The organism is Streptomyces sp. NRRL F-6492 (assembly GCF_001280125.1).
GTDB lineage: Bacteria > Actinomycetota > Actinomycetes > Streptomycetales > Streptomycetaceae > Streptomyces.
The window spans coordinates 1-24,075 of sequence record NZ_LGEG01000282.1 but is presented as its reverse complement, the minus strand read 5'-3'; the positions used below and the strand labels follow the sequence as shown (position 1 = coordinate 24,075).

Sequence of the window (24,075 nt, the reverse complement as noted above, 5' to 3'; positions counted from 1 at the left end):
GGCGAGCAGGGTTACGGGGCGGGTGGGGCGGAGCCTCCTCGGGCCGGCAGCGACCGGCCCATGCACACGTCGTCCACGTACTCCCCGTCGAGCAGGAACTCCCCCGGCAGTACGCCCTCCACCGCGAAGCCCTCGGAGGCGTAGAGCGCGCGGGCCGGGGCGTTGTGCCCGAGGACCCGCAGGGTGAGCCGGGTGGCGCCGCGCTCCCGCGCCCGTTCCGCGGCGGCCCGCAGCAGTGCCCGGGCGACGCCCTTCCCCCGGGCGGGTCCGGTGACCACGAGGCCCTGGATCTGGAGCACGTGCGCGTGGGAGGCGAGCGGGATGGGCTGCGCGACCCGGACGTAGCCGACGAGGACGCCCCCGCGCACCGCCACCAGGTGGTCCCCGGGCGGGTGGCGCTCGTCGAAGAAGGGGCCGTACGGCGGGACGGGCGCGGGCACCACCGCGTGGAGGGTGGACCAGGCGGCCCGGTCGAGGGCGCCGAGCCCGGCGTCGTCGTCACGTTCGGCGGTACGTATCCGCGTCTCCGGCACGGTCATGGAGGTCACTGTGCCATGCCCCGGCCGGAAGGGGGCAGGATGGCCCCATGCAGCGTTCCGCCTCCCGCAAGCGTGTCGCCGTCACCGGCGCCTCCGGGCTCATCGGCTCGGCCCTGGTCCGCTCCCTGCGCGCCGACGGCCACGACGTCCTCCGTCTCGTCCGCCGCCCGGCCCGTACCGCCGACGAGGTCGAGTGGGACCCCCGGCGGCTGCACGTGGACGCCGCCGGGCTCGTCGGCGTGGACGCCGTCGTGCACCTGGCGGGCGCCGGGGTCGGCGAGCGCCGCTGGAACGAGGCGTACAAGAAGGAGATCCGGGACAGCCGGGTGCTCGGCACGACGGCGGTCGCCCGCGCGCTCGCCTCGCTCGCGGAGCCGCCGGAGGTCCTGGTGTGCGGCACGGCGCTCGGCTGGTACGGGGACACCGGCAGCCGCGCGGTCGACGAGGGCGCTCCGGCGGGCACGGGCTTCCTGCCCTCGGTGTGCGTCGAGTGGGAGGCCGCCGCGGCCCCCGCCGAGGAGGCCGGCATCCGGGTCGCGTACGCCCGCACCGGCCTGGTGGTGGCCCGCGAGGGCGGGGCGTGGGGGCGGCTCTTCCCGCTCTTCCGCGCCGGGCTCGGCGGGCGGATGGGCGACGGGCGCCAGTACTGGTCCTTCATCTCCCTGCACGACGAGGTGGCCGCCCTGCGCCACGTGGTCGACACGCCGTCCCTGTCGGGTCCGGTGAACCTGACGGCCCCCGACCCGGTCACCAACCGCGAGGTGACGGAGGCGATGGGCCGGGTGCTGCGCCGGCCGACCCTCCTCACGGTCCCGGCGCCGGCCCTGCGGATCGCCCTCGGGGACTTCGCCGAGGACGTGCTGGGAAGTCAGCGGGTGCTGCCGGGGCGGCTGTTGGAGACCGGCTTCGACTTCGCGTTCCCGACGATCGACGAGGCGATCCGGGCCGCGGCCCGCTGACGCGCCCTCCCCTCCCCCGGCCCCCTCCCCGGCCGCCCCCTCCGGCCCCTTCCGTGCTCCCCCGTGCCGCGCGCACCCCGGTGCGCGCTCCTGGCACCCGTGGGAGCGCTGCCTAGGCTCGACGCGGACCGTGAACTCCGGCATTCCGGAGGCTCGTTGGGGGCATAGGCCTCCCACCGGCCGCGCCGACCTGGGGAGGGGCACGTGCTCAGCAGCGCAGACAACACCGTCAGCAGCACGGGAAGCACCATCAGCACCGTCAGCACAGGCACCACGAACAGCACGAACAGCACGAGCAGCACGGACAGCACGAGCAGCACGGACAGCACGAGCAGCACGGACAGCACGAGCGACACCGGCGGAGCCGGCGGGACCGTGGACGTCGTCGTCGTGGGCGCGGGGGCGGCGGGGCTCGCGGCCGCCCACCGGCTGACCCGCGCCGGGCTCTCCGTCGCCGTCCTGGAGGCGGAGCCGTGGATCGGGGGCCGGATGGCGACCGCGTCCGTCGACGGCTTCCTGCTCGACCGGGTGGGCCCGCTGCTCACCCCTTCGCACGAGGAGCTGCGGGTCCTGCCGGGGCTCGACGCCCTCGCCCTGCGGTCCTTCGCGCCGGGGGTCCTCGTGCACAGCGACGGCCGGTACGCGCGCTGGGGCGCCCCGCACCCGCGCCGGTCGGCCGGAGTGCCCCGGGCGACGGGCGGCCGGAGCGTGGGGGGAGCGTTCAGCGTGGCGCGCGCCCTCGCGAGCGCCCCCCGGCATCCGGCGGCCTCGCTGGACCAGGCGCGGCTCGGCGCGTCCCTCGTCCGGCTCGCCGCGACCCCGGCGCAGCGGATCCTGGCCCGGCCCGAGCGGACCGCGCGCGAGGCCCTGAACTCCCGGCTGCCCGCCCGAACGGTCCAGGGGGTGCTGCGGCCGCTGCTCGCGGCGCTCCTGGCCGACCCGGACCTCGGCACGTCGAGCAGGCGGGCGGACCTGGCGCTGCGCGCCTTCGCCCGGGGGCGGCTCGCCGTGCCGGAGGGCGGCTCGGCGGCGCTCCCGCGGCTGCTCGCGGCCGCGCTGCCGCCGGGCACGGTCCGCACCGGCGTGCGGGTCACGGAGGCGTCCGTCTCCCGGGTCACGACGGCGGAGCACGGGGTGTTCCGCTGCCGCTCGGTGGTCCTCGCCACGGGGGCGCGCACGGCGGCGGAGCTGCTGCCGGGGCTGCGGACGCCCGCGTTCCACTCCGTGACGGTCCTGCACCACACGGCGCCGGTCGCGCCCACCGGCGACCCGGTGCTGCTCCTGGAGTCGGACCCGGGCGGGCCCGTGGCCCACACCGCCGTGATGAGCGCGGTCGACCCGGTCCGCGCCCCGGCGGGCCGGACCCTGATCACCTCGACGGTGCTGGGGACGCCGCCGGACGACACGGAGCGGCGGGTCCGCAAGCACCTCGCCACGCTGTACGGCACGTCGACCGACGAGTGGGAGCTGCTGGCGCTCCGGCACACCCGGGACGCGGTCCCGGCGATGCCGCCCCCGCACGACGGGAACCGGCCGGTCCGGCTGCTCGCGGGCCTCTACGTCTGCGGCGACCACCGCGCCGCGAGCACCCCGCAGGGCGCCCTCGTCTCGGGCCGGCGCGCGGCCCGCGCGCTCCTGACGGACCTGGGCGTACGGCTCCCGGCGGAGCCGCCGTGGGCGGAGGCGGCCTGAGTCGCGCAGGGCCCGGTCAGCCGATCGCCGCCACCCGGTCGCGGTAGGTGCGGGCCGCCGCCGCGTCGCGGTAGGGCTCCAGACGGCGCTCGAAGTCGCGCACGTACTCGGCGGCGCGGGCCGAGCGCATCTCGGAGGCCTGCTGCGCGGCCTCGGCGCCGAGCGCGCAGGCCTGCTCCAGTTCGCCGAGGGCGAGCCGGGAGGTGGCGAGGACGACCCGGCAGAAGAGACGGCTGCGGGCGAAGCCGGGGGCGCGGAGCTGGAGGGCGCGTTCGGCGTACTGGGCGGCGGTGCGGTACTGCTGGAGGTCGCGGTGGCAGTGCCCGAGCTCGTCGGCGAGCTGCGCCTCGTCGAACGTGCGGGCCCAGTAGGGCACCTCGTCGCCGGGCCGGGCCGCCTCCAGGGCCCGTTCGGCCCGGACGAGGGAGGCGCTGCACGCGCGCGCCTCCCCCAGGACGGCGTGGCCGCGCGCCTCGACCGCGTGCAGCATCGCCTGGACGACGGGCGGCGCGGCGGGCCCGACGCCCTGCTGGGCGACCCGGGCGAGCTGCACGGCCTCCCGCCCGTGGCCGAGGTAGACGGCCTGGCAGCTCATGGTGAGGAGCACGTACGAGCCGTACGCCCGGTCCCCGGCCGCCTGCGCGAGGCGCAGCGCCTGGACGAAGTAGCGCTGGGCGAGGCCGTGGGCGGCGATGTCGTACGAGGTCCAGCCCGCGAGCCGGGTGAGGTCGGCGGCCGCGGCGAAGAGGCGGCGGCCGGTGGACTCGCCGTACGTGCCGCGCAGCATCGGCTCGGCCTCGTGCTCCAGGTAGCGGACGAGGGCCTGGCGGGCGTGGCCGCCGCCGTAGGCGTGGTCGAGGGTGCGGAAGAGCTCGCCGACCGAGCGGAGGGCGGCGATGTCGCCGCTGGAGACGCGCTGCCCGGGCCCCCGGTCCGTACCGCGCTGGCGGGGCACGGAGAAGCGGCCCTGGGGCGGGACCCGGGGGTCGTGCGGGGGCGCCCCGGCGGAGGCGCGGGAGGGGGCGGGCTCGCCGCGCGCCACCCGCTCGTCGGCGCGGCCGATCAGCCAGTCCCGGCTGGGGACGACCAGGCCCGCCGGGGTGAAGGCGATCTTGCGGAGTTCGGCGTGGCTGCCGGAGTCCTTGCGCCACAGGCCGCTGACGATGTCGACCGCCTCCTCGGGGGTGGCGGCGAACTCCAGGCCCGCGTAGACGGGCGCGCAGGCGTCGAGGCCGAGGTCCTGGGCGGAGAGCCGGCGGCCCAGGCGGCGGGTGAAGACCTCGGCGATGAGGGCGGGGGTGGTGCCGCGCGGCTGCTGGCCGCGGAGCCAGCGGGTCACGGAGGTCTTGTCGTACCGCAGGTCGAGGCCGTGTTCCAGGCCCAGCTGGTCCACCCGTCTGGCGAGGCCCGCGTGGGAGAACCCTGCTTCGGCGATGAGCGCGGCGAGCCGATTGTTCGGGATGCGCTGCGGGGGTCGTTCCGTCATCAGCTGTGCGGTCTCCTGTTTTCGGGGCCCGGGCGGCACCCCTTCGGACCCTCCTGGAACGGCGTGAATTTAGCGGTCTCCGCGGTCCGTACCGCCACCTTCGCCCCACATTCATCCGATCGTGTGAGGATTGACGGGATCGCTGACGTGGGACTCCCGACGGCCCCTCGTCCGTCCGCCCGCCGGAGGGGCGGTCCCGGCACCGCCGTACAGTGGCATGGGCGCGAATGACGCATGGTGCCGAGCCGGCCCGGGATGATCCCCGGTCCCCGGACTCCCGGCACAGGAGGAGGCATGGCCGTGAGTGAGCTGCGATTCGTCCGTCTCGGCTTCGGCGAGGAAGCCGTCGACTACCGGGTGGCCTGGGACAAGCAGCGCGAGGTGCACGCCGCGCGGTTCGCCGACGAGATCGACGACACCTGTCTGCTCCTGGAGCACCCGCCGGTCTACACGGCCGGCCGACGCACCGCGGAGAGCGAGCGCCCGCTGGACGGGACGCCGGTGGTGGACGTGGACCGCGGCGGGAAGATCACCTGGCACGGCCCCGGCCAGCTGGTCGGCTATCCGATCATGAAGCTGCCCCGCCCGGTGGACGTCGTCGCGCACGTGCGCCGGCTGGAGGAGGCCCTGATCCGCACGGCCGCGGACTTCGGCCTGGAGACGACGCGGATCGAGGGGCGCAGCGGGGTGTGGGTCCTCGGGGACCCGGTGGAGCAGCGTCCTTCGCTCGGCGGGCTCTCGCTCGACTTCGACCCCCGGCTGACCGACGAGGAGTTCGACCCGCGCCTGAACGGGCCGGAGTACGCGCCCTCCAACGCGGGCCAGCGCCGCGAGGACCGGAAGCTGGCGGCGATCGGCATCCGGGTCGCCAAGGGCGTCACGATGCACGGCTTCGCGCTCAACGTGAACCCGGACAACGCCTGGTTCGACCGGATCATCCCGTGCGGCATTCGCGACGCGGGCGTCACCTCCTTCGCCAACGAGCTGGGCCGGGACGTCACCGTCGAGGAGGTGCTGCCGGTGATCGAGGGGCACCTGCGGGAGGTCCTGGAGCACGCGGAGCTCAAGCCGCGGGCCGTGGAGCCCGCGTCCGCCTGACCCCGGCCTCCGCCCCGTGAGGAATGCGGGGCGCTGGCCAGAGGTTGGCCGGACGTAGGCAGGCATGGAAGCCACGGGCGTACCCTGGTGTACGCCGAAGAATCGAAGCTACAGGAGCCGATGTGTCCGCAGTCGCACCCGACGGACGCAAGATGCTGCGCCTGGAGGTCCGGAACGCCCAGACCCCCATCGAGCGCAAGCCCGAGTGGATCAAGACCCGGGCGAAGATGGGGCCCGAATACACGAAGATGCAGGGCCTCGTGAAGAGCGAGGGCCTGCACACGGTCTGCCAGGAGGCGGGCTGTCCCAACATCTTCGAGTGCTGGGAGGACCGCGAGGCGACCTTCCTCATCGGCGGCGACCAGTGCACCCGGCGCTGCGACTTCTGCCAGATCGACACGGGCAAGCCCGAGGCCCTCGACCGCGACGAGCCGCGCCGCGTGGGCGAGTCGGTCGTCACGATGGACCTGAACTACGCCACGATCACCGGCGTCGCGCGCGACGACCTGGAGGACGGCGGCGCCTGGCTGTACGCGGAGACCGTGCGCCAGATCCACCAGCAGACGGCGGGCCGCGAGACCGGCCGCACGAAGGTCGAGCTGCTCGCCCCCGACTTCAACGCGGTGCCGGAGCTCCTGGAGCAGGTCTTCGACTCCCGCCCCGAGGTCTTCGCGCACAACGTGGAGACGGTGCCGCGCATCTTCAAGCGCATCCGCCCCGGCTTCCGGTACGAGCGCTCCCTGGACGTCATCACGCGGGCGCGTGACTACGGTCTGATCACGAAGTCCAACCTGATCCTCGGCATGGGCGAGACCCGCGAGGAGATCAGCGAGGCGCTCCAGCAGCTGCACGACGCGGGCTGCGAGCTCATCACGATCACGCAGTACCTGCGCCCCTCGGTCCGCCACCACCCGGTGGAGCGCTGGGTGAAGCCGCAGGAGTTCGTGGAGCTGAAGGAGGAGGCCGACGAGATCGGCTTCTCGGGCGTGATGTCGGGCCCGCTGGTCCGCTCCTCGTACCGCGCCGGGCGCCTCTACCAGCAGGCGATGGAGAAGCGGGCGGCCGCGCAGACCGCGTGAGCCGTGCGCGAGCCGGTGCTCGCGTCCGTACGCGATCCGGTGCGCGAACCCCGTGTGAATCCGGGCACAAGTAGTTACCGGCCGGTAGTGGCCGGATCCGGCGCGGCCCGTACGACCCCGCAGCTCAGCGGGGGCATACGGGCCGCGCCGCCGTTCGCCCACTGGGCCGACCGGCCGCACCGACGTTTCACCAGTGTTTGACCGCCGGGTCACGCCCTGGTAACACCGATCTGTGAGCCTGGTACCACTCACCGCCACCGCCGCTCACACCCCCACCTCGTCTCACCCGCAATCGAGGGAGGACCCCGCCATGCCGGCCGCATCGACGCACGTCCGCGTCACCGCGATCCCGTCCGTCACCGACGCCCTGAGGGCCGTGGAGTCGCTGCTCCTGGGCTCGGGACAGCGCACCGCCCGGCGCAACGCCTGGAACTCCGTCCTGGAGGACCGGCGCCGCGCCAAGGACCGGGTCGAGGCCCAGCACGTGATGGAGGTCGCGTCGGGCCGCGCTTCCCGGGCCACGTAAACTTCAGGGCATGGCGAGGAAGGCAAACACGAGCAGCGGCGACGCTGCCAACCCAGGGCGACTGAAGCAGATCGCCCTCACGTACAAGATGACCCGGAAGGCCGACCCGAAGGTCGGTCTCGTCGTCGCGGGCGTGGGCATCGGCGTACTCGGTGTCCTCCTCGCGATCGGCTTCCTCATCGGTCATCCGGTCTACCTGGGCATCCTGGGCTTCGTCCTGGGCCTCCTGGCGGCGGCCGTCGTCTTCGGACGGCGCGCCGAGCGCGCGGCCTTCGGGCAGATGGAGGGCCAGCCGGGCGCGGCGGCGGCGGTGCTGCAGAACGTCGGACGCGGCTGGACGACGACCCCCGCGGTCGCGATGAACCGCACCCAGGACGTCGTGCACCGGGCGGTCGGCCGCGCCGGCATCGTCCTGGTGGCCGAGGGCAACCCGAACCGGGTCAAGACGCTCCTGGCGGCGGAGAAGAAGCGCATGAACCGCGTCGTGGTGGACGTGCCGGTGCACGACATCATCGTCGGCGACGGCGAGGGCCAGGTGCCGCTGAAGAAGGTCCGCACCACCATGCTCAAGCTGCCCCGGGTGCTCACCGGCCCGCAGGTGACCGTGGCCAACGACCGGCTGCGCGCGATGGGCGACCTGATGAGCAACATGCCGCTGCCGAAGGGCCCGATGCCGAAGGGCATGCGGATGCCGCGCGGCGGAAAGATGCGCTGACGCGCCCGACCGAACACGCGAGAGGGGCTCCGGACCGCACGGTCCGGAGCCCCTCTCGCGTTCCCACGAGGTTCAGACGCGGACCTGGACCGCGCCGGCGAGGCGGTCGTGGAGGCCGCGGCCGTCGCGGTCCCAGATCAGGGCCGGGATCGCCAGGCAGACGAGGACGGAGCGGAGCGCCACGCGGAGGAGGCCGAGGCGGCCGCCGCGCACGGAGACGACCCGCAGGCCGAAGAGCCGCTTGCCGGGCGTGGAGCCGACGGTGCCGACCGTCAGGACGCTCAGGACGAGCAGGATGCCGAGGGCCCAGTTGCCGGTGGCCTGGTCGTAGCCGTCGGTGACCAGGCCGTATGCGATCAGCATGCAGAGGGCCCAGTCGACGGCGAGGGCGCCGAGGCGCCGGCCGGGGCGGGCGATCGAACCGGGCCCCTCCTCGGGGAGCCCCAGCTGCTGACCGCGGTAGCCGAAGTCGACGCCTGCGTCCTCGGCCGCCGCGCGGGGGCCGGAGAGCCAAGATCCGAGTGCTTGCCTGTTGTCCACCCGACCACGGTACTGTGCCCGTTTTCGATCTCTTCGGCCCGGGTAGCGGATGGAGGTCCGGTGGCCCCCGAGGGGCGGGAACCGAGGCATGCCCGGAGCGCGACCGGCACCCAGCCCGGTTAACTTCGACGAAACAATTGGGTCATGCTTGAGAAATCCCGTCTGCCTATGGTCGGGTCCAGCGTGTGCCACCGCACTGGCCGCACGAACGAGCTGCAACCCCGCCCCTCCCCGGGCCGGGAGTAGGAGGAGTGGGATGTCCCAGACGAACGGGTTCCAGAACGCCGAAGAGGCCCAGAAGTTCATCAAGGACAACGACGTCAAGATGGTCGACGTCCGGTTCTGCGACCTTCCGGGTGTGATGCAGCACTTCACGATCCCTGCATCCGCCTTCGACCCGGCGGAGGAGCTCGCCTTCGACGGCTCGTCGATCCGCGGCTTCCAGGCGATCCACGAGTCCGACATGGCGCTGCGCGCCGACCTGTCGACGGCCCGTTTGGACCCCTTCCGCCGCGACAAGACGCTGAACATCAACTTCTTCATCCACGACCCGATCACGGGCGAGCAGTACAGCCGCGACCCGCGGAACATCGCGAAGAAGGCGGAGGCGTACCTCGCCTCCACCGGCATCGCCGACACCGCGTTCTTCGGCCCCGAGGCGGAGTTCTACGTCTTCGACTCGGTGCGCTTCGAGACCTCGGCCAACCAGGGCTTCTACCACATCGACTCCGAGGCCGGCGCCTGGAACACCGGCGCGGAGGAGAACAACCGCGGCTACAAGGTCCGCTACAAGGGCGGCTACTTCCCGGCCCCGCCGGTCGACCACTTCGCCGACCTGCGCTCCGAGATCTCCCTGGAGCTGGAGAACGTCGGCCTCCAGGTCGAGCGCCAGCACCACGAGGTCGGCACCGCCGGCCAGGCCGAGATCAACTACAAGTTCAACACGCTGCTCGCCGCGGCCGACGACCTGATGCTCTTCAAGTACATCGTGAAGAACGTCGCCTGGCGCAACGGCAAGACCGCGACCTTCATGCCGAAGCCGATCTTCGGCGACAACGGCTCGGGCATGCACGTCCACCAGTCGCTGTGGGCCAACGGCGACCCGCTGTTCTACGACGAGACGGGCTACGCGGGCCTCTCGGACACCGCCCGCTACTACATCGGCGGCATCCTCAAGCACGCCCCGTCGCTGCTCGCCTTCACCAACCCGACGGTGAACTCGTACCACCGCCTGGTCCCGGGCTTCGAGGCCCCGGTCAACATGGTGTACTCGCAGCGCAACCGCTCCGCCGCCATGCGCATCCCGATCACGGGCGCGAACCCGAAGGCCAAGCGCGTCGAGTTCCGCGCGCCGGACCCGTCCTCGAACCCGTACCTCGCCTTCTCGGCGCTGCTCCTCGCGGGCCTCGACGGCATCAAGAACAAGATCGAGCCGCTGGAGCCGATCGACAAGGACCTCTACGAGCTGGCTCCGGAGGAGCACGCCAACGTCCCCCAGGTCCCGACCAACCTGGAGGCCGTCCTCTCCGCCCTGGAGGAGGACAACGAGTACCTCCAGGCCGGCGGCGTCTTCACCTCGGACCTGATCGAGACCTGGATCGACTACAAGCGCACGAACGAGATCGCCCCGATCCAGCTGCGCCCGCACCCGCACGAGTTCGAGCTGTACTTCGACCTCTAAGCCGTAGGGCCGGGAGTGAGGGCCGCCGCCCGGAGGGTTCCGGGCGGCGGCCCTCGCCGTGCGTGCGGCCCCCGTCAGCGCCCGTAGCGGATCAGGGCGCGGACCATGCGGCAGGTGGTGTCCGAGGGCGGGTGGATGCCGAGCTGTTCGGCCGTGGTGCTGATCGTCGCGTTCGTGGCCTTCGACGGGACGTAGACGCCGGCGTCGAGGAGGGCGATCGCGAGGCGCATGGCCTTCAGGCGCCGGTTGTGCGTGACGTACCACTCGCGGGGCCGGCCCGCCGGGAGCGGCTGCCTCTGGAGCGGCTTCCAGGGTTCGAGGGACGGCGTCCGGATCACGGCGAGAGCCATGGGCTACCTCCTGGCGAACGGTGGGGTGCGGGCCCTCCCCGGGACCCTCACCTTCACCCCTTATTTTACCGGTCCGCACTGACAATCGTCCCTGGCCAGGACCGGTTTTCGGGGGCCCGGAGGGAAGTTCCGGGGGTAGCGTGGGCGCCATGGAGATCTGGATCAATCCCGCCTGTTCCAAGTGTCGCGGCGCCCTCGCGCTCCTCGACGCCGAAGGGGCCGAGTACACCGTCCGGCGCTATCTGGAGGACGTGCCCTCGCCCGACGAGATCCGGGAGGTGCTCGGGCGGCTCGGACTCGAACCGTGGGACATCGTCCGGACCCGGGAGGCCGTGGCGAAGGAGCTCGGGGCGGCGGAGTGGCCCCGGGACGCGGAGGGCCGCGACCGGTGGATCGAGGCCCTCGCCGCGCACCCGGAGCTCATCCAGCGGCCGATCATCACCGCCGAGGACGGCACGGCCGTCGTGGGGCGGTCCGAGGAGGCCGTGCGGGACGCGCTGTCCCGCCGCTGAGGCGGGCCGGGCTCTCAGCGCCTCGCCGTCAGCGCCTCCGCCTCCGTCAGGATCTCCGTGAGGCGCAGGCCGAAGCGGGCGTCGCAGGGGTGGGGGGTGCCCGTGCGGGCCGACGCGAGCAGGGCGTCCACGGCCGCCCCGAAGGCGTCCACCGCGCCGTTCCAGCGGGGCATCTCGGCGCGGCCCTTCGTGCCGTACAGGGCGAGGGCCGCCTCCGCCGCCTCCGGCGGGGCGCTCAGGGTGAGGGTGGCGGTGCTGCTCGCGCCCGACGCGTGGCGCAGGACCAGGTGGTGGGTGTCGCCGGGGCCCGGCGCGGCCGTGATCTCCGTGACGTCGCCGAGGACCGGCAGGTAGACCGAGAGGACGTGCGGGCCCACGTCCCACAGGCCGCCCTTCTCGCGCCGCCAGGGCGAGGCCGCGTACTCGCTGGTGGAGCCGGAGCCGTACAGCGAGCCCAGCCAGTGCGCCTCGCCCAGGAACCAGCCGTCCGCCGCCGCCTGCTCCTCGATCCAGGAGGCCGTCGGCTCCGCGAAGCGGAGGGTGCAGAAGACCACCGAGGCGACGCCCGCCGCCTCGACGGCGTCGGCCACCTCGCGGGCCCCGGCCACCGTCGTGGCGACCGGCTTGTCCAGGAGGACGTGACAGCCCGCGGCCGCGGCCCGTACCGCCAGCGGGGCCTGGACGTCCGGCGGGAGGGCGAGGGCCACCGCGTCGCTCGCCGCGAAGAGGGCGTCCACGTCCTGGTACGCGCGCGTGCCCGACGCGGCGGCCAGTGCCTCCGCCGCCTCCGGGCGCCGTCCCCACACGCCGCCGAACTCGACGTCCGGGTGCCCGGCGAGGGCGGGCGCGTGGGTGTGGCCGGCCCAGGGGCCGGTGCCGAGGAGTCCGATGCGGGGCCTCGCCCCGAGCTGCTTCGCCATGGTCACAGTCTGCCGGGTGGTCCCGCCGCGCGACGGTGGTGGTGGGTCCGAAATCCCCTGGCCCCGCCCTTCCCGTCCGGGTTAGCGTTTCCCCCGCCGGCCGCGGGACTCCGGTGCGACTTCCGGAACCTGCCTATGAAGCAACGTCTTCGCTGTTCGCGCCCTCATTCCCCGGCCGGCCCTCAGGAGGGGAAGGTCCGTGTCCGAGCTCGTCGCCGCCGAGGACGTCCTCCTCTTCGTCAACGCCGCCGTCACCGCCACCGGGCAGCGCGAGTTCCGCTCCTCCGCCGGCGAGCAGCGGCTCTCGCTCGCCTTCCTCCACGCGTACGTGCGGATCAACTACCGGCCCGTGTACGCCGCCGCGCTCGCGCTCGACATCAACGACCACAACGCGGCCCTCGTCGTCGAGCACCTGCTGCGCACCCCGGCGGAGGCGGAGCCGGGCGAGGGGCGGCTGATCGCCGCGCGGCTCGCCGTGCTGCCGCCGCAGCGGGTCTACCGGCTGTTCCGGGCGCTGCGCGCCGCCGGGGTCAACAACCGGCGCACGCGCGCGATCGTGCGCGAGTGGCTCGCGGCCCGGCCCGATCCGGCGCTCGACGCCGTGAAGTACCGGGCCGGTCTGAGGACCGCCCTCCGGCACGTCCACGGACCGGCGGCGGACCCGGAGACGGGCGACTTCCTCTTCGCGCCCCGGCGCCGCGTCCGCTACGGGAGCCCGCTGCTCGACGCCCACCGCCGGGCGCACTACGAGCAGGGCGCGCTGTACGAACTGCCGTTCACCGTGGCCGAGGGGTTCGCGGCGAAGCACGGGGTGCCCCGCGCGCTGTTCCTGGAGCGGATCGCGCCCCGGATGACCCGGCTCGAACGGCTCAGGACCGAGCGGGCGTCGGGGGCGGCGGGGAACCTGTCCGCCATGCCCCTCACGCGGCTCGCGGTGTACGTCCTCTCCCTGCCGTTCGGAGAGCGGGTCGCGCGGCGGGGCGAGCTGACCGGGGCGCTGCGGGCCGCCGCCCGGCGCGCCGCCGGGCCGTACGCCGGGAGCTGGGGGCGGGTGGCGGCCGTGCTGGACGACAGCTTCTCGTCCTCCGGTTCGGCGGTGAAGCGGCGCCGTCCGCTGGCCGTGGCCCTGGGCTGCCACTTCCTCCTGGAGGCCCTCGCGGCGCCGGGCTCGTACCGCCCGCTGTGGACCTCGGGCGGGGACGATCCGCTGCTCGTCCGGCCGTACGGGCCGACCCCGCTCGGCCTGCGGGTCCTGGACGCCCTGGAGACCGGGCCCGAGCGGCTCGTGATCGTCTCGGACGGCTGGGACAACGCCCCGCCGGGGCTCGCGGGCGAGGTGCTGCGGGTGTGGCGGACGCGGCTCGATCCGGAGCGGCGGACGAGCGTCGTGCACCTCAACCCCGTATACGACGCCGGGGGCTTCGACGTGCGCCGGCTCGCGCCCGGGGTGCCGACCGCCGGCGTCCGGGACGCGGAGGACCTGGCGGCCCTGGTAGAGATCGCCCAGTTCGCGGAGGGGCGGACGGGGTTCGCGGAGCTGCGGGCCTATCTGGACCGGCGGGTGGAGTCGTTCCTGAAGGGGGCCGGAGGGTGACCCGGATCGATCTGGGCGGGCTCGACGTCCGGCCCGCGCAGGTGTGGGGCGGGGTGCGGCTCGTGCCGCTCGTGCGGGCCGAGCCGGTGGCCGGGCTCCGGCTGCGCCGGGAGGCGTACGAGGGGTCCGGGCGGGCCTCGGTGGAGCTCGGCGGCCGGACGTCGTGCACCTCGTACGTCCCGCACGGCCTCGTCGCCGACTGGTCCGGCGCCCGGCAGGCCGGCGAGTCCGCCGCGTACGGGACGCTGCTCGGCGGCCGGGACGAGGAGGCGCCCCCGTGCGTGCCCGTGCGCCGCGTCCACCGGCCGGCCAAGCGCCGGCGGGGCGAGCGGCGGCTGCGGTTCCTGCCGCTGCACCTCGCCCTGGAGGGCTTTCTCGCGCTGCACTTCGGCGGGCCGTCGGTGGTCTGGGACGACTGGTCCCGGGAGGCGCTGCGGCGCGGGCTCCCGCCGCGGGCCGAGGCGGCGTACGCCGGGTGGGGCGTGCCGGGGCTCGGGGAGGCGCTGCGGGTCTTCGAGCTGCACCCGGGCCAGTGCGGGCTGCTGCTGTACGTGGCGGACGCCCTGGCCGCGGCCTTCGTCGTGCCGCACCCGGAGGACTACCGGGTGCTGCACCCGACGCTGGTCGAGGACCTGTACGGGGAGCTCGTCCACCAGTACGCGCACTACGGCGCCCCGGTGCCGGAGTTCACGGCGCGGATCCGGGACGGGGCCGGCGGGATCCGCACGCTCGCGGACCTGCGGGCGGCGGCGCTCGGGCAGGAGCGGGCCTGGGCGGCGGCGCACGAGGGGCTGATGGCGCGGGACCTGCTGGAGACGCCGTACTCCTTCGAGCGGGTGTACCGGGCGGGGACGTTCGACCTGTACCGGTTCCTGCCGCCGTTCCGGCGGGACGGGCGGGAGCAGCACATCGGGGAGCTGATCACCGACCACAAGGGGCGGACGGCGTACCTGAAGACCTTCCGGCTCTCGGAGAAGCAGGTCAGGAAGGGGTATCTGCTGCACCGGCTCGCGGACCACGACTGGCACCTCGGGCGGACCGCCCGGGCCCTGGGCACCACGTATCCCGAGCTGGTGCGGCGGATCGGGGCGGCGGGCCTGGGCGGGCTCCTGGACGCCCACGTCGTCGCGCGGAGGGCGAAGGAGGCGCGGGAGGGCTGAGTAACACGGGGTTCACAAACGGGCAACCGACGGGAAACCGCGTGTTGCGAAGCTGCGGTCCGAAAGCAACCGTACGGTCCGGCCCCGGCCGGAGCGCGCGGAGACCGCAGCTTCTCGCAGCGCCGCGAGCCGCCGCGGGCAGCCCCTCCCGCCGCCTCCGGGCGCCGGGGGAAACCCCAGCAGCACGCCACGCGCCCTAAGGATGAGCCCCGTGACCTTCAAGGCTGAGTACATCTGGATCGACGGCACCGAGCCGACCGCGAAGCTTCGTTCCAAGACGAAGATCATCGTCGGTGGGGTCCCGGCGCTCGACGAGCTGCCGATCTGGGGCTTCGACGGTTCCAGCACGAACCAGGCCGAGGGCCACGCCTCGGACCGCGTCCTCAAGCCGGTCTTCGTCTGCCCGGACCCGATCCGCGGCGGCGACGACATCCTGGTCCTGTGCGAGGTCCTCAACACGGACATGACGCCGCACTCGTCCAACACGCGCGCCGCGCTCGCCGAGGTCGCCGCGACGTACGCCGCGCAGGAGCCGATCTTCGGCATCGAGCAGGAGTACACCTTCTTCAAGGGCTCGCGCCCGCTGGGCTTCCCCGAGGCCGGCTTCCCGGCCGCGCAGGGCGGTTACTACTGCGGCGTCGGCGCGGACGAGATCTTCGGCCGCGACGTCGTCGAGGCGCACCTGGAGAACTGCCTGGCGGCCGGTCTCGGCATCTCCGGCATCAACGCCGAGGTCATGCCCGGCCAGTGGGAGTTCCAGGTCGGCCCGCTGGCGCCGCTCGAGGTCTCCGACCAGCTGTGGATCGCCCGCTGGCTGCTGTACCGCACGGCCGAGGACTTCGACATCTCGGCGACGCTGGACCCGAAGCCGGTGAAGGGCGACTGGAACGGCGCGGGCGCGCACACCAACTTCTCCACGAAGGCGATGCGCGAGGGCTACGACGCGATCATCACCGCCGCCGAGTCCCTCGGCGAGGGCTCGAAGCCGCTCGACCACGTCAAGAACTACGGCGCCGGCATCGACGACCGCCTGACGGGCCTGCACGAGACCGCCCCGTGGGACAAGTACTCCTACGGCGTCTCGGACCGCGGCGCCTCGGTCCGCATCCCGTGGCAGGTCGAGCAGGACCGCAAGGGCTACATCGAGGACCGCCGCCCGAACGCCAACGTGGACCCGTACGTGGTGACCCGCCTCCTGGTGGACACCTGCTGCGAGGCCCTGGCGAAGGCCGGCCAGGTCTGATCCGCGCGTCTTCCGGAGGGGCGCCCACCGTTTCGTACGGTGGGCGCCCCTTCCGTCATGTGGGATGGATGACACCAGCTTTGGCGGGTACGGGGGTCGTCCTGGTGTTTCCCTTCTGGTTCAATAGGGATATGGCCAACTTGCAGAACGACACCGCGACGGGTCGTCACGACCTCGAGCCGTTCTGGCCTTCCCGGCAGCATCACGACTTCGACCGGGTGTGTTGCCGCGCGAGGAACGCGTCGGCCCTCTAAAGCCCCGATCGGCCCTGTCCGATCCCCGGCCTTCGGCCGACGCGCACGACGTACGACGCCTGTCCGTCCGTTTCTCCGCGCGAAAGAGCTGACCTGCCATGGCCCACACCCAGAGCGCCTCCCTCACGGCCGTCCGTCCCGGCCGGCACCGACTGCGTGCCGTCGATCCGAACGAGGTCGTCGACTTCTCCCAGGTGGCGGACTTCCTGCCGCCCGGTGCCACCCTGCTGCCCGCGCCGCAGCACGCGCTGCCCGTGCTGCCGGGGCGCCCGCCGATGGTCGGGTACCTCGTCCTGGTCCCCGCCGACCAGCAGCCGCACCTGCCCGTGGCCGTCCCCTCCCCCGTGACCGCGCCCGTCGCGGCCGAGGAGCGGGGGCCGGTGACCATCGACGACGTCCAGCGGATCGCCGTCGTGGACGGGGAGCCGCTGGACCTCACGTACCTGGAGTTCGAGCTCCTCGCCCACCTGGTGGCACACCCCCACCGGGTGCACACCCGCGACCAGTTGGTCACGACGGTGTGGGGGTACGGACACGTCGGCGACGGGCGCACGGTCGACGTGCACGTGGCCCGGCTGCGCCGCAAGCTGGGCGCCGAGCACCGCCACACGATCCAGACCGTGCGGCGGGTCGGCTACAAGTACACGCCCTGATCCGGGCGTCCGGCCCGATCAGGCCGTTCCGTCTCCTGTCGTCCTCGCCCTCGTCCTCGCCCTCGCGGTGAGGGCGAGGGCGAGGTCGACGGCCAGGAACAGCAGGAGGCTGATCCCGAGCAGCGGGACGAACCAGGCGACGAGCGCCGTGGCCGCCGCGAGCGGGAGCAGCAGGGTGGCCGGGACCTTCCGCCAGGCCCCGCGCGCCGCCGGCCGGCCCGGGCGGCGCAGCCACCACATCCGGTAGCCCCAGAGGATCAGCAGGACGAGCGCGAGGGCGAGGGCCGCGAGCAGCAGCTGGTTGAACAGGCCCAGGAAGACGCCCATGTGGGCGTCGATGCCGATCCGGGTGAGCTTCGCCAGCAGCGGGTAGTCCGCGAAGGCGAGCCGGTCGACGACCGTGCCGTCGGCCGGGTCGACGGCCACCGAGTCGAGTTCGAGCGGGAACTGGGTGTCGGTCTCCTTGACCACGTACCCCTTGCCGTCGGCGGGCAGGACCACCGAGATCCGCGGGCTGTCGACGCCGGCGGCGCGGGCCGCCTCGACGGCCCCGTCCAGGCCCACGTCCGGGCCCCGGGGGGCGGGTTCGGCGGTGCCGGAGTGGCCGCCGCCGTGGCCCTCGTGGCCGTCGGAGCCGGTGGGCGCGCCGCCGACCGTCGCGGTGAGCACGGGGGTCGCGCCGCCCAGACCGTCCTGGACGGCGCCGATGTTCTCGCCCGCGTACCGCGACCAGGTCAGGCCCGTCGCGGAGAGCAGGACGAGACCGGCCGCCGCCCACAGGCCGACCGAGCCGTGCCAGGAGAGGGTGCGGCGGCGGGAGGCCGGACCGCCCTCCGGCACGAACAGGGCGCGGCGGTTCTTCCGGCGCCGGCCGAGCCAGAGCAGCAGGCCGCCGAGGGCTATCACCCACAGCCAGCTCGCGGCGAGTTCGCTGTAGTTGCGGCCGAACTCGCCCAGGTGCAGGTCGCGGTGGAGGCCGTCGATCCAGGTGCGCAGCGGCAGGGCGCCGGAGCTGCCGTAGCTGGGCAGCTGTCCGCGGACCTCCCCGGTGTACGGGTCGACGAAGACGGCGAGCGAGGTGCCCTCGGGGGCGTCGGGGTCGGCCATCAGGACCCGGGTCGTCGCGCCGGGTTCGGCGCCGGGCCAGACGGCGGTGACGGTGCCGTCCGGGTTGGCCCCGCGGGCGATGTCCACCTGCCGGGAGAGCGGCAGGACGGTGTCCCCGACGGGCACCTCCAGCTCGTGCGCGTAGACCACCTTCTCGGCCTGGTAGGAGAGCGCGTAGAGCAGGCCGCTGAGGGCGGCGACGAGGAGGAACGGGGCGACGAGGACGCCCGCGTAGAAGTGGAGCCGGAGGACGAGGGGGCGCAGGCCGCTCCAGGCGGTGGGCTTGCGGGGCGGTGAGGGCGGTTCCTGAGCGGGGGTTTCGGGGCGTGCGGGATCGTCGATCGTCATGGGTGACCGTCCTGGGGTCTCGGTGTCTCTCGGTGCAGACAGGGGGAAGCGGCCCCCGGGTCAGACGTGTGCTCCGAGGGCCGTGGCGCGGGGTGTGGACGGTCGGGGCGGGCCGCGCCGGGACAGGGTGTGGGCGAGGACGACGGTGTGCGGCCGGTGGGCGGTCCGCCGCGTCCGGCGGACCGGGCCGCGCGGGGCGTCGGGGACGCGGACGAGCGCGCGCAGCAGGCGCAGCGGGGTGAAGGCGTGCGCGAGGGCGGCGCGGGCGAGCGTGAAGAACGCGGCCTCGCCGTGGGCCAGCCAGAGGCCGCAGAGGAGCGCGGCGAGGAGGTGGACGGCGAGCATGCCGGGGCCGGAGGCCGTGGCGGAGTCCACGAGCTGGGCCACGGCGGGGTCCAGGGCGGAGCCCGCTCCTTCCGTGCCCGCCACGGGGCCTGCGGCGCCGTGCGTGCCGTGCGCCGCGTGGTGGGCGCCCGGCGTCGGTCCGTGGGCGCCCGTCGTCGAGAAGGCGGTGTGGAGCGCGCCCTGGAGGGTGAGCAGCGCGCCCGCGATCGCGGGCGCGCCCCGGCGGCGGCCGGCCGCGGCCCAGGCGACGGCGGCCGTCACGGCGAACGCGCCGAGCAGGGCCGTGGCCGGGAGCCGGTGCGCAGACATGGACGAATGCCCCACGGCCGCCAAAGCGACGCACACCGCCGCGAAGAGCGCGGCTCGCAGGGCGCGCAGGGGCGACCGGGCATCCGTCATCGCCCGCCATGGTGCCATCACGCCACCTGGCTGGACAGCCCCCCTCCCGATGTCCGGGCCCCTCCCCGTTTCCGCTCCCGGCGGAATCCTCCGGGAGCGGAAACGCCTGCCCCGTTCCGGGCGGCGCGGGCAGTCTCGGACCATGAGACTGCTGATGCTCGGAGGTACGGAGTTCGTGGGCCGCGCGATCGTCGAGGACGCGCTCGAACGGGGCTGGGAGGTGACGGTCTTCCACCGGGGCCGGCACGCCGCCCCGGCGGGGGCCCGGTCCCTGACGGGGGACCGCACCACCGGTCCGGAGGGGCTCGCCGCCCTCGCCGGCGGTTCCTGGGACGCGGTCGTGGACACCTGGTCGGCGGCCCCCTCGGCGGTGCGGGACGCGGCCCGGCTGCTCGCGGACCGGGCCGGGCGGTACGCGTACGTGTCGAGCCGTTCCGTGTACGCCTGGCCCCCGGCGGCCGGGCTCGCGGAGGACGGCCCGCTGGTGGAGGGGTCGCCGGACGACGGGGACGTGCCGTACGCGGAGGCCAAGCGCGGCGGCGAGCTGGCCGCCGAGGCCGCCTTCGGCGCCGGCCGGACGCTGTCCGTCCGCGCGGGCCTGATCCTCGGGCCGTACGAGAACGTGGGCCGGCTGCCCTGGTGGCTGAACCGGATCGCGCGCGGCGGCCCGGTCCTGGCCCCCGGGCCAAAGACGGCGCCGATCCAGTACGTGGACGTGCGCGACCTGGCCGCGTGGACGCTGGACGCGGTGGCGGGCGGGCTCTCGGGGCCGTACAACCTCGTCTCGCCGTCCGGGCACACCACGATGGGCGGGTTCCTCGACGCCTGTGTCCGGGCCACCGGTTCGAGCGCCGAGCTGCGCTGGACCGCGCCGGAGGAGCTGCTCGCGGCGGGGGTCGAGCCGTGGTCGGAGCTGCCCGTGTGGCTGCCGCCGGGCGAGGCGTACGACGCGATGCACACCGCCGACGTGTCCCGCGCGGTCGCGGCCGGGCTGCGCTGCCGGCCGGTGGCGGAGACGGTCGCGGACACCTGGGCGTGGCTGGAGTCCCTCGGCGGGACCGCGCCCCAGCGGCCGGACCGCCCGGGGGTCGGCCTCTCCCCGGAACGGGAGGCGAAGGTCCTGGCGGCGCCGGCCGGGGGGTGAGTCCGGAGGAGGGCCCGGGGGCGGCGGGGTGGGGGGCCTCCCGTGCGGGGAGGCCCCGGCCGCGTCGTGTCCTACTCCGCCCGCGGTGCGTCCAGGGCCTTGAGGACGTGCTCCACCTCGTACGGCATGACGGCGATGAGGACGGTCCCCTCCGGGGAGGCGCACTCGACGATGCGGGAGCCGCCGTTGATGGTGATCGCCTCGCGCAGCGAGGGGACGCGCAGGCCGACCCGCCGCAGCTCCGCCGGGAGCGACACCGCCGCCCCGGCCCTGCTGCCGGCCTCCCAGGTCATCCCGGCGGGGCCGATCAGCATCCGCCCCCGCAGCCAGCGGCCTTCGCGCGCGGGGTGCCGCAGCATGCAGGGGACCCCGATCTCGTCGCCCCGCCCGGCGTCCTCCGCGCGCTGCCGCACCTTGCGGCGGATCAGCCAGGTCACCAGGGCGCCGGCCGCCAGGGCCGTCAGTACGTCGATCACCCGAGCATTCAAACAGCTCTCGGTGACCCGGGGGGGCCGCCAGGACCTGCCCGTACCGGAGCGATCCCTTACGGTCGACGGGAAGGGCCCGGAAGGGCGCGAAGGGCACGAACCGGAGGAACCGACGTCATGGCCGCCATTCCCGCCGTCTCCGTCGCCAACCTCCGTGACCTCGGGGGCCTGCCGCTCGCCGGCGGGCGCGCGGTCCGCCCGGGGCTCGTGTTCCGTTCCGCGCAGCTCGACCGGCTCGACCCCGACGATCCCGCCGTGGCGGGCCTGGGGATCCGCACGGTCGTGGACTTCCGCACGGACGCCGAGCGCGGGGAGCGGCCCGACCGGCTGCCGGCCGGCGCGCGGCCGCTCGTCGCGGACGTGCTCGCCGACTGGCTGGCCACCAGCGGGCTTCCGCCGGCGGCACGCCTGAAGACGCTGCTCTCCCAGCCGGCCCTGGCCGAGGAGCACCTGGGCGGGGGCCGGATGCGGGAGGCCTTCGCCCGTACCTACCGGGCCTTCGTCTCCGCCGACTCCGCCCGCGCCTCCTACGCCGCCCTCCTCGCGGAGCTGGGCGCGCCGGACGCCGGGCCGCTGCTCTTCCACTGCACGGCGGGCAAGGACAGGACGGGGTGGGCGGCGGCGGTCGTCCTGTCGCTGCTCGGGGCGGACGAGGAGACGGTGCGGGAGGAGTACCTGTCGGTCAATCCGGCGGTGCGGCAGGCGTTCGCGCCGATGATCGAGGGGTTCACGGCCCAGGGCGGCGACCCGCAGCTGGCGCTCGACCTGATCGGGGTGCTCCCGGAGTACCTGGACGCGGCGCTCGACGAGGTGGCGGTGCGGCACGGTTCGATGGAGAAGTACGTGCGGGAGGGGCTGGGGGTGCCGGACGAGGTGACGGAGCGGATCCGCGAGCGGCTGGCGGGGGGGGCGGGGGCTGACGGGGCCCCGGGCCGGTCGCCGTCCCCGCCACCGGGGTGACCATCGGAAGAATCGCTCGTTCTGCTGAACGTGAGCACCCAGGATCTCGACCCCTCCCCCGTGGGTCCCGTCGACGTCGAGCAGGCCGAGGCCGCGCTCGTCGAGCGCTATCCGCGGCTCGTCCGCATCGCCTATCTCGTCCTGCCGCCCGCGCTCGGCCGCAACCGCCGGGTGCTGACCGCCCACGCGCTCGTCCAGCGCTCGCTGCCGCGCCGCCGGGTGCCGGGCCCCGCCGTGCCGGGGCCGCGGCGGACCGAGGACGCGGTCGACCCCGGATACGCGTACGTACGGGGCGAGGTGCTGCGGCAGGCCCTGGTCGCCGGGCTGCCGCTGCGGCGGCCGGCGCTGCCGCGCCGGGCGCAGTTCCCGCCGCTGCTGCCGCACGTGTGGGGGCTGCGGCTGTTCCCCCGGGTGGGCGGCGCCGACGAACTCGCCCTGGACCAGCGGCTCTCCCGGCTCTCCGGCCCAGGCCGCGCGGCGTACGTGCTCCGCGGCCTGGAGCGCCAGGGCGACCCGGAGGTCCTGCGCGTCCTGGCCGCGGCGGGCGTCGAGGACCCGGCGGCGGCCCTGGCGGAGGCGGACGCGTGGGAGGCGTCGGACGTGCCGGACGCGCGGGAGGGCGGGCCCGGCGGGGACCTGGACCCGTCCGGTGCGCCCGGCGCCGGTGGCGCACGCGGGGACGGACCCGGGCCCGGACGCCCCGAGCGGGCCGAGCGGGTCGGCGAGCAGGCCGGACCCGGCGGGAGCGGCGGCGGCCGGGCCGGGCACCCGGGCGGCTCCGGTGGGGCGAGCCCCGGTGCGGGGGCCGAGCCGAAAGCAGGCCCCGGCGCGGGTCCCGGGCGGGGCGCCGTCCCCCGGCCCGGCCGGCTCAGCGGTGCCGCCCTGCTCGAATCGGACGAGTTCGACCCCTGCGCGCTCCAGGCGCGGCCGACCGATCTGCTGCGCCGGCGGCAGCACGCGCGGGCCGGGTTCACGGCCGTCGCGGCGCTGGCGGTGTGCGGGGCGCTGCTCGGGCTGCCCGGGGACGGATGGGGCCGGAACGGGGCCGCGGCGCCCTCGTACGCGCGCAATCCCGCCGCCGAGGCCGCGCTCGATCCGGCCGCCGTCAAGCGGGTCGGTCCGGCGGCCTGGCCGGGGTCGACCCGGCGGGACTTCTCCGTGTGGCCCGCGCGCGGCGACCTGGCCGGGGACGCCCCGCTGTTGCGGCGGGCCCTCGCCGTATGGGCGCGGCCCGGGAGCGCCGTGCAGTCGTCCGCGACGCCGGGGACGCCCGCCGGGCCTCCGATGGGGCCGCCGCAGCTGCTGTTCGCGGGCCGGGTGGACGCGGTGCGGGTGGTGCTCTTCCACGACGGGCTGCGGGCCGTGCGGTACGCGGAGCCGGTGGAGGGGACGGCGGGCGTCGCGCTCGACTTCGCGCGGACGGACGGGGCCGACGCGGTCGGGTCGACGGCGCTCGTCGTGTCCCGCGCGGCGGGCAACGTCCGTTACCTCACGGCCCCCTGGGTACGGGAGACGGCCGTGCGGAACCTGCTGGCGCCCGCGAAGGAGCCGTACGTCCTGGCGCGGGACGCGCGCGGCGTGACCGATCCGGTGCCGAGTCCGGCGCAGGCGAGGGGCTGCGGCCGCTGGAACGTCCTCCAGGTGCGGGACGGTTCGGGCCTCCGGCTCCTCACCGACCTCGGCGAGCTGGCGCCCGCCCGGCTCCTGTGGGGCCGGCCGGGCGCGCCGGCGGACGCGACCGGGCCGGAGGCGCGGGAGGCGTGGGCGCGGACGGCGTGCCAGCTGACGACGGTACGGGCGCACGGGGTGCGGTCGGTGAACGCCTGGCGGTTCGCCCGGCAGCGGCTGCCGGAGGACGCGGGGCTCGGCTCCTGGCTGTGCACGCGCGCGGAGACCTGGCGGGGCACGGGCGACCGGGTCCTCGCCCAGTTCCTGGTCCCGTCGCCGGAGGTGCCGGCGGCGCTCGCGGCCCGCTCCGAGGGCTCGCCGGCCTGCGGGGTGCGCGATCCGCGGGTCCTGGCGGGCGTCCTGTGGCAGGCGCCGGGCGGCGGCCGGTACGTCCTGGCGGCGGGCTCCCCCGACTTCGCGTCCCTGGAGGTCTCGGGCGGGGTGACGGGCCGCTCGGACGGCCCGGTCCTCGCCGTGCGGGCGCCCGCGGGGGCCGCGGCGGACCTGGACGGCACCCTGCGGGACGGGACGCGGAGGAGCGCGCTGCGGTGAGGGGGCACGGGGGCCGGGCCCGCACCCGGGCCCTCCTCCGTCGGAGCTCCCCCGCCGGAGCTC

General features: G+C 75.0%; 23 protein-coding genes. 15 read left to right on the top strand and 8 right to left on the bottom strand.

Features of this window, described 5'->3' with window-relative positions:
• Positions 1-11: 11 nt before the first annotated feature.
• Complete coding sequence (locus tag ADL08_RS34215) at positions 12-539, bottom strand: GNAT family N-acetyltransferase (RefSeq protein ID WP_053650077.1); 528 nt, start codon at positions 537-539, stop codon at positions 12-14.
• Positions 540-586: 47 nt separating this feature from the next.
• On the opposite strand from ADL08_RS34215, the gene ADL08_RS34210 reads away from it, so the two are divergent.
• Together ADL08_RS34210 and ADL08_RS34205 are read left to right on the top strand one after the other, a co-directional pair.
• A complete protein-coding gene (locus tag ADL08_RS34210) occupies positions 587-1,498 on the top strand; it encodes a TIGR01777 family oxidoreductase (protein WP_053650075.1) in 912 nt (303 codons plus the stop codon).
• A 375-nt stretch (positions 1,499-1,873) separates the two neighbouring features.
• Positions 1,874-3,190: an FAD-dependent oxidoreductase gene (locus ADL08_RS34205; RefSeq protein ID WP_053650083.1), complete on the top strand. Its 1,317-nt coding sequence runs from the start codon at positions 1,874-1,876 to the stop codon at positions 3,188-3,190.
• Positions 3,191-3,206: 16 nt separating this feature from the next.
• Here the strand turns inward: ADL08_RS34205 and ADL08_RS34200 are convergent, their stop codons facing one another.
• The gene (locus tag ADL08_RS34200) at positions 3,207-4,676 is read right to left on the bottom strand and encodes a hypothetical protein (protein ID WP_053650073.1); all 1,470 of its coding nucleotides are present in this window, start codon (positions 4,674-4,676) and stop codon (positions 3,207-3,209) included.
• Between the two features lie 300 nt (positions 4,677-4,976).
• On the opposite strand from ADL08_RS34200, the gene lipB reads away from it, so the two are divergent.
• The 4 genes from lipB to ADL08_RS34180 all read left to right on the top strand — a co-directional run bounded on the left by lipB (position 4,977) and on the right by ADL08_RS34180 (position 8,094).
• Positions 4,977-5,774 carry a lipoyl(octanoyl) transferase LipB gene (lipB, locus tag ADL08_RS34195; protein ID WP_053650081.1) on the top strand — a complete coding sequence of 266 codons (798 nt, stop codon included), beginning with the start codon at positions 4,977-4,979 and terminating at the stop codon, positions 5,772-5,774.
• 122 nt (positions 5,775-5,896) lie between these two features.
• Positions 5,897-6,853 carry a lipoyl synthase gene (gene lipA / locus ADL08_RS34190; protein ID WP_053650071.1) on the top strand — a complete coding sequence of 319 codons (957 nt, stop codon included), beginning with the start codon at positions 5,897-5,899 and terminating at the stop codon, positions 6,851-6,853.
• Between the two features lie 310 nt (positions 6,854-7,163).
• Positions 7,164-7,379 (top strand): hypothetical protein, encoded by a 216-nt coding sequence (locus ADL08_RS34185; protein WP_053650069.1) that lies wholly within the window; start codon positions 7,164-7,166, stop codon positions 7,377-7,379.
• Positions 7,380-7,389: 10 nt separating this feature from the next.
• Entirely contained in the window at positions 7,390-8,094 is a 705-nt protein-coding gene (locus ADL08_RS34180; protein WP_053650067.1) for a DUF4191 domain-containing protein, read from the top strand.
• A gap of 72 nt (positions 8,095-8,166) precedes the next feature.
• Here ADL08_RS34180 and ADL08_RS34175 read toward each other — a convergent pair whose 3' ends face one another.
• On the bottom strand, positions 8,167-8,634 hold the full coding sequence (locus ADL08_RS34175; RefSeq protein WP_053650065.1) for an RDD family protein: 468 nt from the start codon (positions 8,632-8,634) through the stop codon (positions 8,167-8,169).
• 256 nt (positions 8,635-8,890) lie between these two features.
• Between ADL08_RS34175 and glnA the strand changes: the two genes are divergently transcribed.
• A complete protein-coding gene (gene glnA / locus ADL08_RS34170) occupies positions 8,891-10,315 on the top strand; it encodes a type I glutamate--ammonia ligase (RefSeq protein ID WP_053650063.1) in 1,425 nt (474 codons plus the stop codon).
• A gap of 74 nt (positions 10,316-10,389) precedes the next feature.
• Here the strand turns inward: glnA and ADL08_RS34165 are convergent, their stop codons facing one another.
• The gene (locus ADL08_RS34165; RefSeq protein ID WP_053650061.1) at positions 10,390-10,665 is read right to left on the bottom strand and encodes a hypothetical protein; all 276 of its coding nucleotides are present in this window, start codon (positions 10,663-10,665) and stop codon (positions 10,390-10,392) included.
• 149 nt (positions 10,666-10,814) lie between these two features.
• Here ADL08_RS34165 and ADL08_RS34160 point away from each other — a divergent pair, with 149 nt between their 5' ends.
• Positions 10,815-11,177 (top strand): arsenate reductase family protein, encoded by a 363-nt coding sequence (locus ADL08_RS34160; RefSeq protein WP_053650079.1) that lies wholly within the window; start codon positions 10,815-10,817, stop codon positions 11,175-11,177.
• 14 nt (positions 11,178-11,191) lie between these two features.
• Here ADL08_RS34160 and ADL08_RS34155 read toward each other — a convergent pair whose 3' ends face one another.
• A complete protein-coding gene (locus tag ADL08_RS34155) occupies positions 11,192-12,097 on the bottom strand; it encodes a Gfo/Idh/MocA family protein (RefSeq protein WP_053650059.1) in 906 nt (301 codons plus the stop codon).
• Positions 12,098-12,296: 199 nt separating this feature from the next.
• Here ADL08_RS34155 and ADL08_RS34150 point away from each other — a divergent pair, with 199 nt between their 5' ends.
• From ADL08_RS34150 to ADL08_RS34135, 4 genes are all read left to right on the top strand, one after another.
• On the top strand, positions 12,297-13,691 hold the full coding sequence (locus ADL08_RS34150) for a hypothetical protein (RefSeq protein WP_234352369.1): 1,395 nt from the start codon (positions 12,297-12,299) through the stop codon (positions 13,689-13,691).
• A complete protein-coding gene (locus ADL08_RS34145) occupies positions 13,688-14,851 on the top strand; it encodes an ARPP-2 domain-containing protein (RefSeq protein WP_053650054.1) in 1,164 nt (387 codons plus the stop codon). Before ADL08_RS34150 ends, ADL08_RS34145 begins: the two co-directional genes overlap by 4 nt.
• A gap of 211 nt (positions 14,852-15,062) precedes the next feature.
• Positions 15,063-16,094: a glutamine synthetase gene (glnII, locus tag ADL08_RS34140; RefSeq protein WP_053650052.1), complete on the top strand. Its 1,032-nt coding sequence runs from the start codon at positions 15,063-15,065 to the stop codon at positions 16,092-16,094.
• A gap of 352 nt (positions 16,095-16,446) precedes the next feature.
• Positions 16,447-17,001: a winged helix-turn-helix domain-containing protein gene (locus ADL08_RS34135; protein ID WP_053650051.1), complete on the top strand. Its 555-nt coding sequence runs from the start codon at positions 16,447-16,449 to the stop codon at positions 16,999-17,001.
• 18 nt (positions 17,002-17,019) lie between these two features.
• On the opposite strand, the gene ADL08_RS34130 is transcribed toward ADL08_RS34135, so the two are convergent.
• Positions 17,020-18,456 carry a PepSY-associated TM helix domain-containing protein gene (locus ADL08_RS34130; protein WP_053650049.1) on the bottom strand — a complete coding sequence of 479 codons (1,437 nt, stop codon included), beginning with the start codon at positions 18,454-18,456 and terminating at the stop codon, positions 17,020-17,022.
• 60 nt (positions 18,457-18,516) lie between these two features.
• Positions 18,517-19,110, bottom strand: coding sequence for a hypothetical protein (locus tag ADL08_RS34125; protein WP_234352368.1), 594 nt, complete (start codon positions 19,108-19,110; stop codon positions 18,517-18,519).
• A 232-nt stretch (positions 19,111-19,342) separates the two neighbouring features.
• Here ADL08_RS34125 and ADL08_RS34120 point away from each other — a divergent pair, with 232 nt between their 5' ends.
• A complete protein-coding gene (locus tag ADL08_RS34120; RefSeq protein WP_078968531.1) occupies positions 19,343-20,344 on the top strand; it encodes an NAD-dependent epimerase/dehydratase family protein in 1,002 nt (333 codons plus the stop codon).
• A gap of 71 nt (positions 20,345-20,415) precedes the next feature.
• On the opposite strand, the gene ADL08_RS34115 is transcribed toward ADL08_RS34120, so the two are convergent.
• A complete protein-coding gene (locus ADL08_RS34115; RefSeq protein WP_078968532.1) occupies positions 20,416-20,820 on the bottom strand; it encodes a hypothetical protein in 405 nt (134 codons plus the stop codon).
• A gap of 129 nt (positions 20,821-20,949) precedes the next feature.
• Between ADL08_RS34115 and ADL08_RS34110 the strand changes: the two genes are divergently transcribed.
• Together ADL08_RS34110 and ADL08_RS34105 are read left to right on the top strand one after the other, a co-directional pair.
• A complete protein-coding gene (locus ADL08_RS34110; protein WP_053650041.1) occupies positions 20,950-21,792 on the top strand; it encodes a tyrosine-protein phosphatase in 843 nt (280 codons plus the stop codon).
• Between the two features lie 30 nt (positions 21,793-21,822).
• A complete protein-coding gene (locus tag ADL08_RS34105; protein WP_053650040.1) occupies positions 21,823-24,012 on the top strand; it encodes a hypothetical protein in 2,190 nt (729 codons plus the stop codon).
• The last annotated feature ends 63 nt before the right edge of the window (positions 24,013-24,075 follow it).